Annotated in this window: 12 protein-coding genes; 3 read left to right on the top strand and 9 right to left on the bottom strand. The window is 72.4% G+C overall.

The features are described from left to right. Positions 1 to 85: 85 nt before the first annotated feature. The 7 genes from ACFOYX_RS16695 to ACFOYX_RS16725 are packed head-to-tail and all read right to left on the bottom strand — an operon-like array spanning position 86 to position 8,099. Positions 86 to 1,432 carry an oligosaccharide flippase family protein gene (locus tag ACFOYX_RS16695; RefSeq protein ID WP_322442782.1) on the bottom strand — a complete coding sequence of 449 codons (1,347 nt, stop codon included), beginning with the start codon at positions 1,430 to 1,432 and terminating at the stop codon, positions 86 to 88. Beyond that, positions 1,429 to 2,871 (bottom strand): O-antigen ligase family protein, encoded by a 1,443-nt coding sequence (locus tag ACFOYX_RS16700; protein WP_322442781.1) that lies wholly within the window; start codon positions 2,869 to 2,871, stop codon positions 1,429 to 1,431. Before ACFOYX_RS16700 ends, ACFOYX_RS16695 begins: the two co-directional genes overlap by 4 nt. Before the next feature lie 33 nt (positions 2,872 to 2,904). Next, complete coding sequence (locus ACFOYX_RS16705) at positions 2,905 to 4,131, bottom strand: glycosyltransferase (protein ID WP_322442780.1); 1,227 nt, start codon at positions 4,129 to 4,131, stop codon at positions 2,905 to 2,907. Positions 4,132 to 4,180: 49 nt separating this feature from the next. After that, complete coding sequence (locus ACFOYX_RS16710; RefSeq protein WP_322442779.1) at positions 4,181 to 5,146, bottom strand: NAD-dependent epimerase/dehydratase family protein; 966 nt, start codon at positions 5,144 to 5,146, stop codon at positions 4,181 to 4,183. Beyond that, positions 5,143 to 6,468 carry a nucleotide sugar dehydrogenase gene (locus tag ACFOYX_RS16715; protein ID WP_322442778.1) on the bottom strand — a complete coding sequence of 442 codons (1,326 nt, stop codon included), beginning with the start codon at positions 6,466 to 6,468 and terminating at the stop codon, positions 5,143 to 5,145. The genes ACFOYX_RS16710 and ACFOYX_RS16715 overlap by 4 nt, the downstream gene beginning before the upstream one ends. 3 nt (positions 6,469 to 6,471) lie before the next feature. Then, positions 6,472 to 7,389: an NAD(P)-dependent oxidoreductase gene (locus tag ACFOYX_RS16720; RefSeq protein ID WP_322442777.1), complete on the bottom strand. Its 918-nt coding sequence runs from the start codon at positions 7,387 to 7,389 to the stop codon at positions 6,472 to 6,474. After that, on the bottom strand, positions 7,386 to 8,099 hold the full coding sequence (locus tag ACFOYX_RS16725; RefSeq protein ID WP_255420218.1) for a sugar phosphate nucleotidyltransferase: 714 nt from the start codon (positions 8,097 to 8,099) through the stop codon (positions 7,386 to 7,388). The genes ACFOYX_RS16720 and ACFOYX_RS16725 overlap by 4 nt, the downstream gene beginning before the upstream one ends. Before the next feature lie 261 nt (positions 8,100 to 8,360). On the opposite strand from ACFOYX_RS16725, the gene ACFOYX_RS16730 reads away from it, so the two are divergent. Beyond that, positions 8,361 to 11,471 carry a M14 family zinc carboxypeptidase gene (locus ACFOYX_RS16730; protein WP_322442776.1) on the top strand — a complete coding sequence of 1,037 codons (3,111 nt, stop codon included), beginning with the start codon at positions 8,361 to 8,363 and terminating at the stop codon, positions 11,469 to 11,471. A gap of 91 nt (positions 11,472 to 11,562) precedes the next feature. After that, on the top strand, positions 11,563 to 12,486 hold the full coding sequence (locus ACFOYX_RS16735; RefSeq protein WP_322442775.1) for an NAD(+)/NADH kinase: 924 nt from the start codon (positions 11,563 to 11,565) through the stop codon (positions 12,484 to 12,486). 33 nt (positions 12,487 to 12,519) lie between these two features. On the opposite strand, the gene pgm is transcribed toward ACFOYX_RS16735, so the two are convergent. After that, a complete protein-coding gene (gene pgm, locus ACFOYX_RS16740) occupies positions 12,520 to 14,163 on the bottom strand; it encodes a phosphoglucomutase (alpha-D-glucose-1,6-bisphosphate-dependent) (protein WP_322442774.1) in 1,644 nt (547 codons plus the stop codon). Positions 14,164 to 14,213: 50 nt separating this feature from the next. After that, positions 14,214 to 15,464, bottom strand: coding sequence for a glucose-1-phosphate adenylyltransferase (gene glgC / locus ACFOYX_RS16745; protein WP_109803312.1), 1,251 nt, complete (start codon positions 15,462 to 15,464; stop codon positions 14,214 to 14,216). 55 nt (positions 15,465 to 15,519) lie between these two features. Here glgC and glgA point away from each other — a divergent pair, with 55 nt between their 5' ends. Further along, complete coding sequence (gene glgA, locus ACFOYX_RS16750) at positions 15,520 to 16,728, top strand: glycogen synthase (protein ID WP_322442773.1); 1,209 nt, start codon at positions 15,520 to 15,522, stop codon at positions 16,726 to 16,728. Positions 16,729 to 16,740: the final 12 nt, after the last annotated feature.

Consider the following 16,740-nt stretch of genomic DNA (forward strand, 5'->3'; position numbering starts at 1 on the left):
CTCCTGTTCGACCGACATTCAGGTCAACGACCCAGCCGTCGGTGGGCAGCGCATTTCACCGTGAAAGGTGCAAATCGTACGAGTGTCAGTCGTTCAGCGCGGCGGCCCGGACCGGCACGGGTCGCGGGCCGGCGGCGGCCTGTCGCGCCCGCCGACTGTCCACGGTGACCGCGCGCAGCGACATCAGCCATGCCGCCCCGTACGCGACGGCCCCCGAGACGCCGAGGGCCCAGATCGCGGTCAGCGCGGACGCGCCGGACCGGGCGGCTGCGACGACCGCGCCGGTCACCAGCACGACCCGGCCCACGTCCCAGGCCAACTGGAGCCCCTGCCGCTCGAGCACGATCAGCGTCTGGGACAACGGCGAGGCGATGATCTGGGCGGCCATGTAGAGCGCGAGCGCCTGGGTGTACGCCCCGCTGGTGCGCCACGGCGCGCCGAACACGACGGCGAACACCGTCGGCGCCCCCAGGACCACGGCCAGCGCCGCCGGCCCGGCCACCAGGGTCAGTTTCCTGCTGGCGCCGACGAAGATCCGCCGCGCTCCCTCGCCGTCCCCCCGGACCGCCCGCGATATCTCCGCGAGGTACACCTGGGCGACCGCCGACGCGACCAGCGCGGCGGGCATCGCGATCACCCGCTGGGTCAACCCGAGGTAACCGGCGACGGAAGCCGGGTACCAGTACGCGATGAACAGGATCGGCAACTGGAGCCCGAGGATGTTGAGCAGCCCCGACGGCGCCAGCAGGAGCGGGAACCGGCGATAGCGCACCGCGCTCTCCCACAGGTGCCGCAGCCGTCGGCCCGCCCTGACCTCCGGATCGGCCGACCGTGCCCCGGGGAGCAGCACGAGCGCGCCGACGACCTGGCCCATTCCCAGCCCCAGGGACAGGCCGCCGGACCGCAGACCGCCGGCCCCCGCCACCACCTGGGTCGTCACCATCGTCGCGGACTGGAGGAAGTTGCGCCGGCCGATCGAGCCGTAGCGGCGGTGCCGGATGGCCATTTGGTTGAGCACCAGCACCGCCGCGGTGGCGGCCGCGGCCGGCGGCACCAGCCACAACCAGGGCCGCAGCTCGGGCCGGCCGAAGAGTCCGGCGACACCGTCACCGACCAGCAGGACCGCCACCGTGCCCAGCAGCGCCGTGGCCGCCGCCGCGGCCAGCCCGAGGGCCACCAGAGCCTGCGCGTCCCGCTCCCGCTCCGGCAGTGGGACGGCCAACTCGAAGCGGAACGCGGCCACCGTGCCGATCGTCGTGACCAGGGCGGCGACGATGGTGAACACGCCGAAGTCGGCAGGGCTGTACAACCTGGCCAGCAGGGGGGCCGCCGCCAGGGCGAGGACCTGACCGCCGGCGGAGCCCGCCGCGATGCTCAGCACCCCACGCCGGCTCGCCGTCATCCGGCCACGGACGGCGCGGAGCCGGCTCACCGAGCCGCCCTTCCCCCTCCGGTCCCGGCGGGCCGCCCGAGCGGGGCCGCCTCCGCCGGGTACGTGCCGGGCGGGCCGGGGCTCCGCCCGGGACCCGAGACCGATCGCCGCGGTCGTTGTCGTCCGTCCCCCGCCACCCCGTCGCCGGAGGAGGGCCGGGCCGCCGGGCCGTCCAGGACGGACGGCTGGGGGCCGGGCCGGCCCTTCACCCGCGTCCAGGTCAGCACCAGGATCCCGAGGGCGAGCGCGGTGAACAGCGGCCGGTCGGCGTTGACGTCACCGGACGTCGACACCGCCACCACGGCGAACACCAGGAGGCCGAGCACGAAACCGGCCGCCGAGTCGACCCGGGCGGCGCCCCACAGCCGCGCCGCCACCACCACGGTCGCCAGAATGAACGCGCCGCCGACCAGCCAACCGGCCTCGGCGGGCAGTTCCAGCCACAGGTTGTGCGGATAGTTGAAGGACAGCAACCCGGAGACGCCGCTCCAGTTCCCGTAGCCGACGCCGCCACGGTATTCCGCGATCATGGACAGCGTGCGCTGTCGCATCTCCGCCCGCGCCGAGTCGAAGAGTTCGTCCGACGGGTCGACGATGAGGGCGTACATCCGGGGCGGCAGCAGCCGGGGCAGCGTCATGACCGTGACGACCAGGCCGGCCATCAGCGTGACGCCGATCCATTCCCGCTTGCCCCGAGCGGTCTTCCGACGCAGCCCGGCGAGGACCAGAACGAACAGCCCGAGAACGGTCGCCACCAGCGGCCCACGGGAACCGGTGGCGAACATCCCGAGGGAGAGCAGCACCGTCAGCGAGGCGGCCAGCCACATGGCCAGCCACCGCTGGAAGTACAGCCAGGCGACGGCGATCAACGCGGCGCCGATGGCGCGCGCCAGCCAGATCGGATTGGAGCCGAATCCGTCCGACCGGCCGCCCGAGTCGCCTGCCGTCAGCGCGGCGACGGCCAGGATCGCCGCGGACAGGATCAGCAGCCAGGCGAACATCCGCAGGTCCCGCCGCCCGCGGACGATCGCCACGGCAAGCGTGGAGAGCAGGGTCAGCGTCATCAGCAGGACAACCTTCTGCCGTCCGTAGTCGGTCTCCGGCCAATGCAGGAGGGCGGGCAGCGCCAGCCCGCCGAAGAGCAGCAGGATCCAGCCGACCACCACCCGCGCTGCGGTCGTCCGCCGGCTGAACTCGTGGAGCAGCAGCGGCAGGGCCAGCCCCGCCGCCGTGAAGAGGAAGGTCCTGCCGATCAGGCGGGGAAACTGGTCGAAGTTCAGGAACAGCACGAGCGTGACCGCCCGGACGGTGCTCGACGCGAAACCGGACCGGGCGTCCCCCGCCACGTCCGTCCGTGGCCGGGAAGCGGAGCCCGCCGGGTCGGCGCCGGCCGACCATGGAGGCGCCGGCTCGGTGGCCACGCCCTCACGCAACATCATCAGGTTGATCCTCCAGCAACGAGTCGGCCGAACTCAACGAGCGGCAGGCCCGTTCAGGTGAGCGTCGAGATGGGCTGCCCTGCCCGCGCTCAGCTTCCGGACCGCCTGGTAGAAGTCGCGCCGGCGGGACGAGAGCACGTCGGCGGAGTACGACGAGGCCAGGTCGAGGTTCCGGCGGGACGCCTCGGCCAGCCGGTCCGGGTCGGCCAGCAGACCGCCGATCGCGGTCGCGAGGGCCGCCGGATCGCCCGGCGGCACCAGGCAGCCGGCGGGCAGCAGCTCAGGGATGCCGCCGGCCGTCGAGCCGATCGCCGGCAGTGCCCGCGCCATCGCCTCGATCAGCGCCCGGGGCAGCCCCTCGGTGCGGGACGGCATGACGAACAGGTCCACGCCGTCCAGCAGGCTGCGCAGGTCCTCGGTCGACGGCAGCCAACCGGCGAGCGTGACCTGACCGGTCAGCCCCCGCGCGACGATCAGCTCCTCGATCCCGGGCTGGTGGCGCCCGACGCCAACGTGCACGAGCCGGTGCCGCTGCCCGGCGTCCCGCAGCCGGGCCAGCGCCTCCACCAGCGTGTCGATGCCCTTGTACAACTGCTCGAGCGAGCCCACCGACACCAGCGTCGCCGATCGGACCGGCGCGTCGTACGTCCTCGGCGTCGCCACGAAGGCGGCGGCCGGCAGGTCGACCGAGGAGATACCGACGCTCACCGCCGACGGGGACGCCGGGTAGCGCGCCTGCAGGGTCCGCCGGGTCTCGTACGACACGGCGACCGCCGACCCGCACTGGCGCTGCATGGCCGAGGTGGCCCAACGGCGCAGCACCGGCCGGAGGGGATGGTCGACGACACCCCGGGACAGGACCACGTAGGGGTCGCCGATGGCCTCGCAGGCGTACGGCCGGCCGCGCCGGTCCAGGTCGCGGCTGATCAGGTTCGCGATCGGTGACGGCACCCGGAGGATGACCGCGTCCGTGTCCGCGACGGCGGCCAGCGCCGCGCGCCGGATCGCGGGCCGCCTCAGGAGGAACTGGACCGGTCCCTCGTAGTACGGCACTCCCCGGACCTCCACCCCGGGACCGTCGACCCGGGCCGCTCCGGCCGGTGCCTCGTCGACGTCCCTGACCCGGGCCACCACCCGGACCTGTTCGAACGCCGCCAGGTACCGCGTCCAGATGGCGTGGTCCGGGCCGACCTGGACCCACACCCGCCCGTCCGGGGTCCGCAGGAACCGGGACTCGGTGGTGATGACGACCTGCGCCACGATGCTCCTCAGCTGTTCGACGGTGGGGACGGGGGACGGCGGCCCGTCGTCACGTGGACGCGGTCCGGTACCACTCGAAGGTGCGTCGGACGCCCTCCTCGAGCGGCACGGTGGGCTCGAAGCCGGTCAGCCGGCGCAGCCGGGTCAGGTCCGGGCACCGCCGGTGCACCGAGCGCGACGGCGCGGGCAACGGTTGTACGGTCGGCGTCACGCCGGCGAGGCGCAGCACGATCTTGGCCAGGTCGGCGATGTTGGTCTGTTCGCTGTCGTTGCCGATGTGGACGATCTGCCCCTCGGCCGCGGGGGTGGCCATCAGCCGGAGGACCGCCTCGACGGCGTCGTCGACGTGGCAGAAGGCGCGATACTGGTCCGCCCCCCACACCCGGAACGGGTCCTCCCCCCGCAGGGCGCGCAGCGCCATCTCGGGGATGACGTGGTCGGCTCCCATCCGGGGGCCGTAGACATTGTGGAAACGGCCGACGACGGTGGCGCAGCCCCGCGCGGGCGCGCCATGCAGCAGCATGGCCTCCCCGGCGAGCTTGCTGATCGCGTACGCCAGCCGGGGCGACGTCACGTCGGCGATCATGACGGCGACATCCTCGGCGGTCGGCACCGGCACGATCCCGGCGTCCACCCCGCCGGCGTACACCTCGCTGGTGGAGCTGAAGAAGACCCGTCGACCAGGGGTCAGCCAGTCCAGCAGGTGCGACACGACAAGCGTGTTGACCCGGAGCACCCGGGCCGGATCGGCCTCCACGTTCCGCACGCCGACCACCGCGGCCAGCAGGTAGACCTCGTCCACGTCCCTGGGCAGCGCCGACCAGGCCTCCGGCGCGGTGAGGTCCGCCGAGACGATCTCGACCAGCGGGCTGTCGCGCAACGCGGCGACCCGCTGGTCGTTCCGGCCACGGGAGAAGTCGTCCACGACGACCACCCGGCGGCCGTCGGCGACGAGCCGTTCCACCAGGTGGAGTCCGATGAACCCGGTCCCGCCGAGCACCAGCGCGCGGGTCATGCCGGCACCGCCGTCGTCGGGGTGGCGGGGTCCACCGGCAGGTAGCCGATGCCGGCGTACCGGACCCCGGCCGCGCGGACCGCCGACTCGTCGAGGATCCGCCACGAGTCGAACACCACCCGGATCCGCGTCCCGGGCAGCAACGCGCCGATCTCGACCGTCCGGTAGTCCGGGTGGTCGTTCAGCACGAGGACGGCATCGGCCTCCGCGAACGCCTTGTCCAGGCTGGTCGGCTCACCGCCGTGCTGCCGGATCACGTCGTCGCTCACCATCGGGTCGTGCCCGAGCACCACGAGGCCGGCGTCGCGGAAGACCGGCAGCATGGTGGTGACCGGGGTGCCGCGCATGTCGTCCGTGGCCGGCCAGCCCTTGTAGGCCCAGCCCAGCACCGCGAGCCGGGCGCCCGGCAGCGGGCCGCACTCCTGCCGCATCAGCTCCACCATCCGGGCGGCGACGTGGGCCGGGAGGTGCTCATTGAGCTGCCGCGCCGCCCCGACCAGGAACGGCGGGCGCGCCCCGGCGCTCGCCACCATCAGGTACGGGTCCTTGGAGAGGCAGCCCCCGCCGACGTAGCCGGGCTTGCACAGGTCCGGACGGGGGTAGTCGAGGTTCGCGGCGCGGATGACCTCCAACGGGTCGAGCCGGTGCGTCTCGGCGACGAGCGCCAGCTCGTTGCCGAACGAATAGATCAGGTCGGTGTGGCAGTTGTTGGCCAGCTTCACCAGCTCGGCCGCCTCCAGGCTGGACACCGGAACCACCTGGCGGGCCAGCCCGGCGAAGAGCGCCACCCCCGCGGCGCGGCTCGCCTCGTCCAGACCGCCGACGACCTGCGGCAGCTCGACCAGCTCGCGGAGCGCCTGCCCCTGGATCGTCCGCTCGGGCGCCATGACCAGTCGCACGTCGTCGCCCCAGGCCCGGCGCAGCGCCGGCAGCACCACCCGCCGGCTCGTGCCGACCGGCACGGTGCTGCGCACCACCACCGGGGTCCCCGGGCGGCACCGGCGCGCCACCTCCTCGGCCGCGGCGGCCAGGTTCTCCAGTCGGGGCTGGTGGGTGGACTCGTCGACCGGGGTCGAGACGCAGAGCACCACCGCGTCGAGGTCGGCGGGGAGCGCGTCGACCACGTGCAGCGTCGACCCGGTCCGCTCCGCGAAGATCCGCTCGATGCCCGGTTCGAAGATGTGCAGCCGACCCGCCCGCAGCGACTCCCGTACGCGCGGCTGCGTGTCGACGCCGTGCACCTCGTACCCGTTGTCGGCCAGCGCGGCGGCGAGCGTCACGCCGACATAACCGAGCCCGACAACGCCGATCCTCTGATACAACGTCTACTCCCTGCTGGACGAAGAGTCACCGAGGCCGGCAGCCTCGGTCCAGATGGCCTTCACCGTCTCGGTGAGGTCGTACGACGGGCGCCAGCCCAGTTCCCCGGCCGCCGACGAGACGTCCGCGCACATCCACGGCACGGTGGCCGAGCGCGCCGCACCAGGCCCCGGCGCGGTCTCGGCGATCCCACCGGGATATCCGGCGGCGGCGGCCAGCATCGAGACCACCTGCCGGATCCGCACGGCCGTTCCGGTGCCCACGTTGAACACGACCGGGTGCGGCCTGGGCAGCCGTACGGCTGCCCGGACGGCCAGGGCCACGTCCCGGGCGTCGACCAGGTCCCGGTACGCGTCGAGAGGCCCGAGCGCCACCTCCGGGGCGTGGCGGGCGAGCGCGGTCCGGATCAGCCGGGCGGCCCGGCCGACCACGTTCTGCTCGCCGAGGCCGGGCCCGATCGGGTTGAACACCCGCAGCACGACGCCGTCGAGCCGGCCCGCGGCGACCGCGGTCTCCATCAACCGGGTGGCGGCAAGGTGGCTGAGCCCGTACGCGCCGACCGGCTCGGCGGGGTGCGACTCGCGGACCTGCTGCCCGAAGGGCACCGGGCCGTACTCGCCGGCCGAGCCCAGCCGGATCAGCCGCGCGTCCGGGGCGCCCGCGACGACGGCGTCGACGAGCCGGGCGGTCACCTGGGTGTGCGCGTCGACCAACTGCCGGTCGGTGCCGTCGAGGCGGCCGGTGCAGTTCACCACCGCAGCGGGTCGGACCGACCGAATCAGCTCGGTGAGCTCGGGCAGGTCGACGGTCAGCAGGTCGCACTCCGACCGGCGGGGGCAGGTCAGCGTGTGGTCCGGCGTGAGCGCCGCACGGACGTGCCGGCCGAGGAACCCGTTCGCGCCGAACAGCAGCAGGCGGGTCATATCGCCTCCCGCACCGACGGCGGGAGGAGGACCGACCTCAGCGACTCGAAGCTCCGGTTGGCCTCGTCGTAGTCTTCGGGCCGGCCGACGTCGAGCCAGTAGCCGTCGAACGGGTAGTCCGCCGGGTACCGCCCCTGGTCGATGAGGTCCAGCATGAGCTGGTCGAAGCCGAAGGGCTGGCCGACCGGATAGGAGGCGATGGTCTTCGCGGACAGCCCGTAGACCCCCATGCTCACCCGGTAGTCGAGCGTGGGTTTCTCGCTGAACTCCACCACCCGGTCGTCCAGCACCTCCAGGACACCAAAGTCGATCTTCACGGTCCGGTGGAACGTGGCGACGGTGAGCGGAGCACCCGAGCGGGCGTGGGTGTTCAGCAGTTCGGCGTAGTCGAGGTCGGTGAGGATGTCACCGTTCATCACGAGGAAGTGCTCGGGCAGCCGGTCCCGGAGGTGGAAGAGCGGGCCCACGGTCGACAGTGGCACGTGTTCCTCGATGTAGTCGACACGCAGGCCGAACCGGCTGCCGTCCCCGACGAAGGCCCGGATGAGCGAGCCCAGGTGGTTGATCGCGAGCGTGGCGTGGGTGAACCCGCAGGCCACGAGCTGGTGCAGGACGATTTCGAGGATCGCGTAGCTGTTGCCGATCGGGACCAGCGGCTTCGGCAGCGCGGTCGTGTACGGCCGCAGCCGGGTGCCCATCCCCCCTGCCATGATCACGACGTGCACGTGGCACCCCCGCTCAGCACAATGTCCACGGTCGCTCCCGTTGCTGGCCCGGTCCGCCGTTGCGTGAGCGGATCCTCCGTTCGCTGCCGAGGGTCTAACGTGCAAAAACGGACATAGTTATGCCGCTCGCGACAGTGCGCGTCCGCCCCTCCACATTGAGTAGGGGAAAGCTGGATCGAATGATTGACATGGATGATTCGCGCCTGAAAGCTCGCGCCTACAGGTCCTTCCACCAAAGGGGGCGCGATGAGACCGACACGGCTGGCGATCGCCGGCGTGTTCACTCTGGTCGGCGCGATGGCGCTGACCGCACCGGCGAGCGCGCGGCCACCGTCCGATCCGGGCGGCCGCGACAGCTTGGAGGTGTACGTCGGCAGGGTCAACGCCGAGCAGCTCGACCGGCTGCGGGCCGCGGGGGTCGACCTGGACGAGGACCACCGGTCCGCAGGCGCGAACGGCAGCACGACGATCGAGACGGTGCTCACCCGGCGGGAGGCGGCCCGGCTCACCGGCCAGGGCGTCCCGCTCAGCGTGAAGAAGGTGCACGGCAAGGACGCCTCACAGGCGCTGCGCGAGCAGGCCGCCGCCGGCTGGCAGGCGTTCCGCTCGTACAGCGAGCCCGGCGGCATCCGGGACGAACTCACCGCCACCGCCGCCCGGTTCCCCGGGCTGGCCAAGGTGGAGACCCTCGGCCGTACGGTGCAGGGGCAGCCGATCCTCGCCGTCAAGGTCACGAAGAACGCCCGGACGGTCGCGGACGGGAAGCGTCCCGCGGTGCTCTACGCCAGCACCCAGCACGCCCGGGAGTGGATCACCCCGGAGATGACCCGTCGGCTGCTGCACCACCTGCTGGACAACTACGGCACGGACGCGGAGATCACCCGGCTGGTGAACACCACCGAGCTGTGGTTCCTGCCGGTGGCCAACCCGGACGGCTACGACCACACCTTCACCCCGGGCAACCGGCTGTGGCGCAAGAACCTGCGGGACAACGACGGCGACGGCCGGATCACCAGCGCGGACGGCGTCGACCTGAACCGCAACTTCAGCTTCAAGTGGGGGTACGACGACGAGGGCTCCTCGCCCGAGCCGAACAGCGACACCTACCGCGGCGCCGGCCCCAACTCCGAGCCGGAGACCAAGGCGCTGGACCGGCTCTTCAACCGGGTCGGCTTCGAGTTCTTCGTCAACTACCACTCGGCCGCCCAGCTGCTGCTCTACGGCGTGGGCTGGCAGGTGAGCACGCCGACCCCGGACGACGTCATCTATGAGGCGATGGCCGGCGACGACGCCCACCCGGCGGTGCCCGGCTACGACCCGGACATCTCCGCCGAGCTGTACACCACCAACGGCGACACCGACTCGCACGCCCACGTCCGGTACGGCACCCTCGGCTTCACCCCCGAGATGTCCACCTGCCAGACGGCCGCCGCCTCCGACCCCGACGACCAGTGGCGGCCGGAGGACTGCGTGAGCGGCTTCATCTTCCCCGACGACGAGAAACTGATCTCGGCGGAGGTGACGAAGAACCTGCCGTTCGCCCTCGCCGTGGCGAAGTCGGCGGCCGACCCGGACGACCCGGTGTCGGTGGTCGGCCGGAGCACCCCGGACTTCCGGGTGGACGCCTTCGACACCTCGTACGGGCGGACGCAGCAGGTCGCCTCGATCACCCGGCGGGCGCTGAAGGACGTCCGGATGCACTACGTGGTCAACGGCGGCCGGCCGAACACGGTCCAGGTCCGCGAGTGGCGCGGCGGGGAGCGGTACGGCGACACCAACGACGACTACTACGCGGAGCTGCGCGGCACGGTGACCGGCACGAAACCGGGCGACCGGGTGGAGGTCTGGTTCACCGGGGTCAAGCCCCGCAAGGGTCCGGTGGCCAGCGAGCACTTCACCTACCGGGTGCACGCCGACATCGGCGGTGACGTGCTGGTGCTCGCGGCGGAGGACGTGACCGGGCTGAGCCCCGCGCAGAACGCCACCACCGCGAAGTACGCCGGCCAGATCGCCGCCTCCGTCGAGGCCGCCGGCCACCACGCCGACGTCTACGACTTCGACGCGATGGGCCGGCGGGCGCCGCATCCGCTCGGCGTGCTGTCGCACTACCGGGCGGTGGTCTGGGAGACCGGGGACGACATCATCCTCCGCTCCCCGGGCCAGGTCGGCGGCACCGCCGCCGAGGCCGCGCTCACCACCGAACTGGCCGTCCGGGACTACCTCAACGAGGGCGGCAAGGTGCTGGTCAGCGGCAAGTACGCGCTCTTCGCCCAGGGCGCCAACGGCTCGTACGTCTACCGGCCGGGCGCGCCACCGGAGTGCACCGACCCGGACGACGTGGCGTGCCTGCCGCTGCTCAACGACTTCCAGCAGTACTACCTGGGGGCGTACAACTACGTCAGCGACGGCGGCACCGACCCGGACGGCGACCCGTACCCGGTGCGCGGCTCGGACGGAGCGTTCGCCGGCTTCGACGGGCAGCTCAACGCGGCCGGGTCGGCCGCCAACCAGGACCACACCGCCTCGTTCCTCACCACCTCGAGCTTCCTGCCGCCGGAGCAGTTCCCGCAGTTCGCCAGCTCCGCGGCGGTGGACTGGGCGCGACCGGGCGCGGCGCCGTTCGACCCCCGGACCGGTGACTGGTACCTGTACAGCGGCCGGGCCGACGAGTCGTACAAGCGGCTCACCCGGACCGTCGACCTGACCGCGGCGTCCGCGGGCCAGTTGCGCTTCTTCACCTCGTACGACGTCGAACAGGACTGGGACTTCCTGATCGTCGAGGCGCACGAGGTGGGCAGCGACCAGTGGACCACGCTGCCCGACCTCAACGGGCACACCGGCACGGCGACCGGGGAGAGCTGCCAGTCCGGCTGGGTGGCGCAGCTGCACCCGTTCCTCGGCCACTACCAGGGCGCCGACTGCTCCCCCACGGGCAGCACCGGCACCTGGAACGCGGCCACCGGCGCGTCCGGCGGGTGGCAGGAGTTCGCCGTCGACCTGTCGACGTACGCGGGCAAGAAGGTCGAGCTCTCCATCTCGTACGTCTCCGACTGGGGCACCCAGGGTCTCGGCGTGTTCCTCGACGACGCCCGGGTGATCGCCGACGGGACGGTGGTCTCGGAGACCTCGTTCGAGACGGCCGACCTGGGCGGCTGGACGGTGGCCGGCCCGCCGACCGGGTCCGCCGGCGCCCCGAACGACTGGACGCGCAGCCAGCAGGCGTTCGAGGAGGGCTCGGCGGTGGTCACCGCCGACAGCGTCTATCTCGGCTTCGGCCTGGAGGGGCTGGCCCCGGCGGCCCGGGACGACCTGGTCGCCCGGTCGCTGACCCACCTGACCGGCGCGCCGCGCCGGTAGCGGTCCGCGGGGTGCGCCGGCGGTGGAGCCACCGCCGGCGCACCTTCCGGTACGTCCGGCGCGTCCGACGCCGATGTGGTGAGCTGTACGGGTGGCGGGGCTGGGACTGGTGCTGCACCCCACCCGGGACGTCTCCGAGGTGGTCGCGATCATCGAGCGGTGGGCGGCGCGCTACCGCAAGACGTTGATGGTGCGCGCGGAGGACGCGCACCGGGTGCCGTCCAGCGTCGAACCGGTCCCCGCCGAGGAGGTGGCCACCCGGGCGGACGCGCTGATCAGCATCGGCGGGGACGGCACCATGCTGGGCGCGCTGCGCTCCGCGGTGCGGGACCCGAAGCCGGTGCTCGGGGTGCACCTGGGGCGGGTCGGCTTCCTGGTGGAGGTCGAGCCGCCGGACCTGCCGGAGGCGCTGAGCCGGCTGCTGTCGAAGGACTTCACCGTTGAGTCCCACGCCTGCCTGGCCTGCGACGTGTGCGGCGACGACGTGGTGGCCTTCAACGACATCGCGCTGGTCCGCCAGCCCGGCTCCGGCTTCGTCACCGCCACCCTGGCTGTCGACGGCCAACGGTACGGCTACTACCGCTGCGACGCCCTGGTGGTCAGCACGCCGACGGGTTCGACGGCGTACAGCTACGCCGCGGGCGGCCCGCTGGTCTCCCCGGCGGCGGACGCGGTGGTGGTGACCCCGTCGGCGCCGATGGCGGGCATCTCCCGGTCGTTGGTGCTCTCGCCGCAGGAGCGCATCCGGCTGGAGCTGGAGCCGAACTCGGCGGCGGTCGCCGTCGAGATGGACGGGGTGATTTTCAAGGACGCGGCGACCGAGGGGTGGGTGGACATCAGCTACCGCCGGGACGCCGGCCTGGTGGTCCGCTTCGACCCGCTGCGCTATCAGGAGCGCAACCAGTTGAAGCTGAGCCTGCTCGACCTGCCGTTCCTCCCCGACCAGCTGCGCGAGCTGCTCCCGGAGGAACTGCGGCGGGAGCGCAACCGGCGCGAGCTGGAGCCACCCTGCTGACCGGTCCCGGCCCGACGGGCCGCGCCGGCCCCGCTAGGCCTGCGCGAGCACCCCGTCGACCAGGGACTTTGCCTCCTCCTGGATGCGGGCCAGGTGCTCGGGGCCCTGGAACGACTCGGCGTAGATCTTGTAGACGTCCTCCGTGCCGGAGGGGCGGGCGGCGAACCAGCCGGAGCTGGTGGTCACCTTGAGGCCGCCGATCGGCGCGCCGTTGCCGGGGGCGGTGGTGAGGGTGGCGGTGATCGGCTCGCCGGCCAGCTCGGTCACGGTCACCTGCTCCGGGGAGAGCTTCGCCAGCACCGCCTTCTGCTCCCGGCTGGCCGGGGCGTCGATCCGGGCGTACGCGGGCGCGCCGAAGCGCCCGGCCAGCTCGGCCCAGTGCTCGCTGGGGCTCCGCCCGGTGGTCGCGATGATCTCCGAGGCGAGCAGGCAGAGCAGGATGCCGTCCTTGTCGGTGGTCCAGGTGCTGCCGTCGCGGCGCAGGAACGACGCGCCCGCGCTCTCCTCGCCGCCGAAGCCGACCGCCCCGTCGAGCAGCCCCGGCACGAACCACTTGAAGCCGACCGGCACCTCCAGCAGCGGACGGCCCAGGTCGGCGGCCACCCGGTCGATCATGGAGGAGGAGACCAGGGTCTTGCCGACCGCCGCGTCCGGGCCCCAGTCCGACCGGGTGCGGAAGAGGTGGCCGATCGCCACCGCCAGGTAGTGGTTCGGGTTCATCAGCCCACCGTCCGGCGTGACGATGCCGTGCCGGTCGGCGTCGGCGTCGTTGCCGGTGGAGACCTGGTACTTGTCGCGGGCCGCGATCAGCGACGCCATCGCGTTCGGCGAGGAGCAGTCCATCCGGATCTTGCCGTCGCCGTCCAGGGTCATGAAGCGCCAGGTCGGGTCGACCAGCGGGTTGATCACCGTGAGGTCCAGGCGGTGCCGCTCGGCGATCTCCCCCCAGTAGGCGACGCTGGCCCCGCCGAGCGGGTCGGCGCCGATGCGCACCCCCGCGTCCCGGATGGCGTCGATGTCGATCGCGGCGGGCAGGTCGTCGACGTAGTGGGCGAGGAAGTCGTACGTCCCGGTGGTGTCGGCGGCGCGCGCCCGGGCGTACGGGACGCGCTTCACCTCCTTGAGTCCGGCGGCGAGGATCGCGTTGGCCCGGTCCTGGATCCACTTCGTGACGTCGGTGTCGGCGGGGCCGCCGTTGGTCGGGTTGTACTTGAACCCGCCGTCGTCGGGCGGGTTGTGCGAGGGAGTGATCACAATGCCGTCGGCGAGCCCGCTCGTACGGCCCCGGTTGTGGGTGAGGATCGCGTGCGAGGCGGCCGGGGTCGGGGTGTAGCCGTCCCGGCTGTCCACCAGCACGGTGACGTCGTTGGCGGCGAGCACCTCCAGCGCGCTGACCTCGGCCGGGGCGGAGAGCGCGTGGGTGTCCCGGGCCAGGAAGAGCGGCCCGTCGAGGCCCTGCTCACGCCGGTAGTCGCAGAGCGCCTGGGTGACCGCGAGGATGTGGTCCTCGTTGAAGGCGTTCTTCAGGCTCGACCCGCGGTGCCCGGACGTGCCGAAGGAGACCTGCTGCGCCGGGTCCGCCGGATCCGGGTGCTCGGCGTAGTAGGCGGTCACCAGCCGGGGCACGTCGACCAGGTCGGCGGGCTGGGCGGGCTGGCCGGCACGGGGATGGGCCACTGCGGGGACCTCCTGACGGGTTGCTGCGGTTCTGCGTTGACGGGCGGGGCTCAGGGCTCGACGCGCTGACCCTTGCCGATGACGACGATGCCGTTGTCGGAGACGGTGTAGCGCTGGCGGTCCTTCTCCAGGTCGACGCCGATCTCGGCGCCCTCCGGGACGTACACGTTCTTGTCCAGGATGGCCCGGCGGACCACCGCGTGCCGGCCGATCTCGACACCCTCCATGAGCACCGCGCCGTCCACGTGCGCCCAGGAGTGCACCTTCACCTTCGGCGAGACGATCGAGTTCTCCACCAGCGAGCCGGAGACCACCGCGCCCGGCGAGACCATCGAGCCGACCGCGCGGCCGACCCGCTCGCCCCACTGGTGGACGAACTTCGCCGGCGGGTACGGCGGCTGCATGCTGTAGATCGGCCAGTCGAAGTTGTAGAGGTTGAACACCGGGTGCACGTTGATCAGGTCCATGTGCGCGTCGTAGAAGGAGTCCAGCGTCCCCACGTCGCGCCAGTAGCCGCGATCCCGGTCGGTGCTGCCGGGCACCTCGTTGTCCTTGAAGTCGTAGACGTTGGCCTCGCCCCGCTCGACCAGCATCGGGATGATGCTGCCGCCCATGTCGTGCTTGCTGGTCTTGTCCTCCGCGTCGCGCTCGACGGCCTCGCACAGCGCACCGGTGCTGAAGACGTAGTTGCCCATCGAGGCGTAGATCTGGTCCGGCGCGTCGGGCAGCCCGACCGCGTCGGTGGGCTTCTCGCGGAACGCCCGGATCCGCCGCCCGTCCTCGCCGACCTCGATCACCCCGAACTGGTCGGCCATGGACAGCGGCTGGCGGATGCCGGCGACCGTCACCGCGGCGCCGGAGGCGATGTGGTCGTCCACCATCTGCCGCGGGTCCATCCGGTAGATGTGGTCGGCGCCGAAGACGATCACGTACTCCGGCTGCTCGTCGTTGATCAGGTTGAAGCTCTGGTAGATGGCGTCGGCCGAGCCGGCGAACCACCACGGGCCGCGGCGCTGCTGCGCCGGCACCGGGGTCACGTAGTTGCCGAGCATGGTCGACATCCGCCAGGTCTGGGTGATGTGCCGGTCCAGCGAGTGGGACTTGTACTGGGTCAGCACGACGATCTTCAGAAAACCGGCGTTGGCGAGGTTGGAGAGGACGAAGTCGACCATGCGGTACATCCCGCCGAAGGGGACGGCCGGTTTCGCCCGGTCGGTGGTCAGGGGCATCAGGCGCTTGCCCTCCCCGCCGGCCAGGACGATCGCGAGCACCTTGGCAGCCATGTCACGAACGCTATCCATCCGGCTGCGACTTCACCACTCGTACGGACGGACTTCTGCACTAGGGTGCGGGGGCATGACCGATTCCGCTCGCCTGCGCGTTGACCTGCTCACCCGGGAGTATCCGCCGGAGGTGTACGGCGGCGCCGGGGTGCACGTCGAGTACCTGGCCCGGGAGCTGCGCCGGCTCGCCGACGTCCGGGTGCACTGCTTCGGCCTGCCGCGCACCGAGCCGGGTGTCACCGCGTACGCCGAGCCGCCCGGCCTGACCGGCGCGAACGCCGCGCTGCGCACGATGGGCGTGGACCTGGAGATGGCGGCCGGCTGCGCCGGCACCGACGTGGTGCACAGCCACACCTGGTACGCCAACCTGGCCGGGCACACCGCGAAGCTGCTGCACGGGGTGCCGCACGTGGTGACCGCGCACAGCCTGGAGCCGCTGCGGCCGTGGAAGGCCGAGCAGCTCGGCGGCGGCTACGCGCTCTCCTCCTGGTGCGAGCGGACCGCCGTGGAGGCAGCCGACGCGGTGATCGCGGTGAGCGCGGGGATGCGCCAGGACGTGCTGACCGCGTATCCGGCGGTGAACCCGGACCGGGTCCGGGTGGTCCACAACGGCATCGACACCAGGCAGTACGCCCCGGACCACGACACCGACGTGGTGGACCGGCTCGGCATCGACCCGGCCAGCCCGAGCGTGGTGTACGTGGGCCGGATCACCCGGCAGAAGGGCCTGCCGTACCTGCTGCGGGCCGCCCGCCACCTGCCCGCCGACACCCAGCTGGTGCTGCTGGCCGGCGCGCCCGACACCCCGGAGATCGCCGCCGAGGTGGAGGGGCTGGTCGCCGAGCTGCGGGCCAACCGGTCCGGGGTGGTCTGGGTGGCCGAGATGCTGCCCAAGCACGAGGTGATCCAGGTGCTGACGCACGCCACGATCTTCGTCTGCCCGTCGGTCTACGAGCCGATGGGCATCGTGAACCTGGAGGCGATGGCCTGCGAGACGGCGGTGGTGGCCACCGCCACCGGCGGCATCCCCGAGGTGGTCGCCGACGACGAGACCGGCCTGCTGGTCCCCATCGAGCAGGCGACCGACGGCAGCGGCCGGCCGCTGGACCCGGAGCGCTTCGTCGCCGACCTCGCCGCGACGATCAACGAGCTGCTGGCCGACCCGGCGCGGGCCGCCGAGCTCGGCCGGGCCGGCCGCCGGCGGGCCGTCGAGCACTTCTCCTGGGACACGGTCGCCGCCCGCACGATGGAGGTGTACCGGTCGGTGGGAGCGGCAGGCTGACCCGAGCACGAA

The sequence above is a fragment of the Micromonospora sp. GCM10011541 genome, from assembly GCF_042650725.1.
Classification (GTDB): domain Bacteria; phylum Actinomycetota; class Actinomycetes; order Mycobacteriales; family Micromonosporaceae; genus Micromonospora; species Micromonospora sicca.

Coding starts and splice junctions, on each gene's coding strand:
- ACFOYX_RS16700 (WP_322442781.1), bottom strand. CDS start 2,871: ATGATGTTGCGTGAGGGCGTGGCCACCGAGCCGGCGCCTCCATGGTCG.
- ACFOYX_RS16710 (WP_322442779.1), bottom strand. CDS start 5,146: ATGACCCGCGCGCTGGTGCTCGGCGGGACCGGGTTCATCGGACTCCAC.
- ACFOYX_RS16720 (WP_322442777.1), bottom strand. CDS start 7,389: ATGACCCGCCTGCTGCTGTTCGGCGCGAACGGGTTCCTCGGCCGGCAC.
- ACFOYX_RS16725 (WP_255420218.1), bottom strand. CDS start 8,099: ATGGCAGGGGGGATGGGCACCCGGCTGCGGCCGTACACGACCGCGCTG.
- ACFOYX_RS16730 (WP_322442776.1), top strand. CDS start 8,361: ATGAGACCGACACGGCTGGCGATCGCCGGCGTGTTCACTCTGGTCGGC.
- glgC (WP_109803312.1), bottom strand. CDS start 15,464: ATGGATAGCGTTCGTGACATGGCTGCCAAGGTGCTCGCGATCGTCCTG.
- glgA (WP_322442773.1), top strand. CDS start 15,520: ATGACCGATTCCGCTCGCCTGCGCGTTGACCTGCTCACCCGGGAGTAT.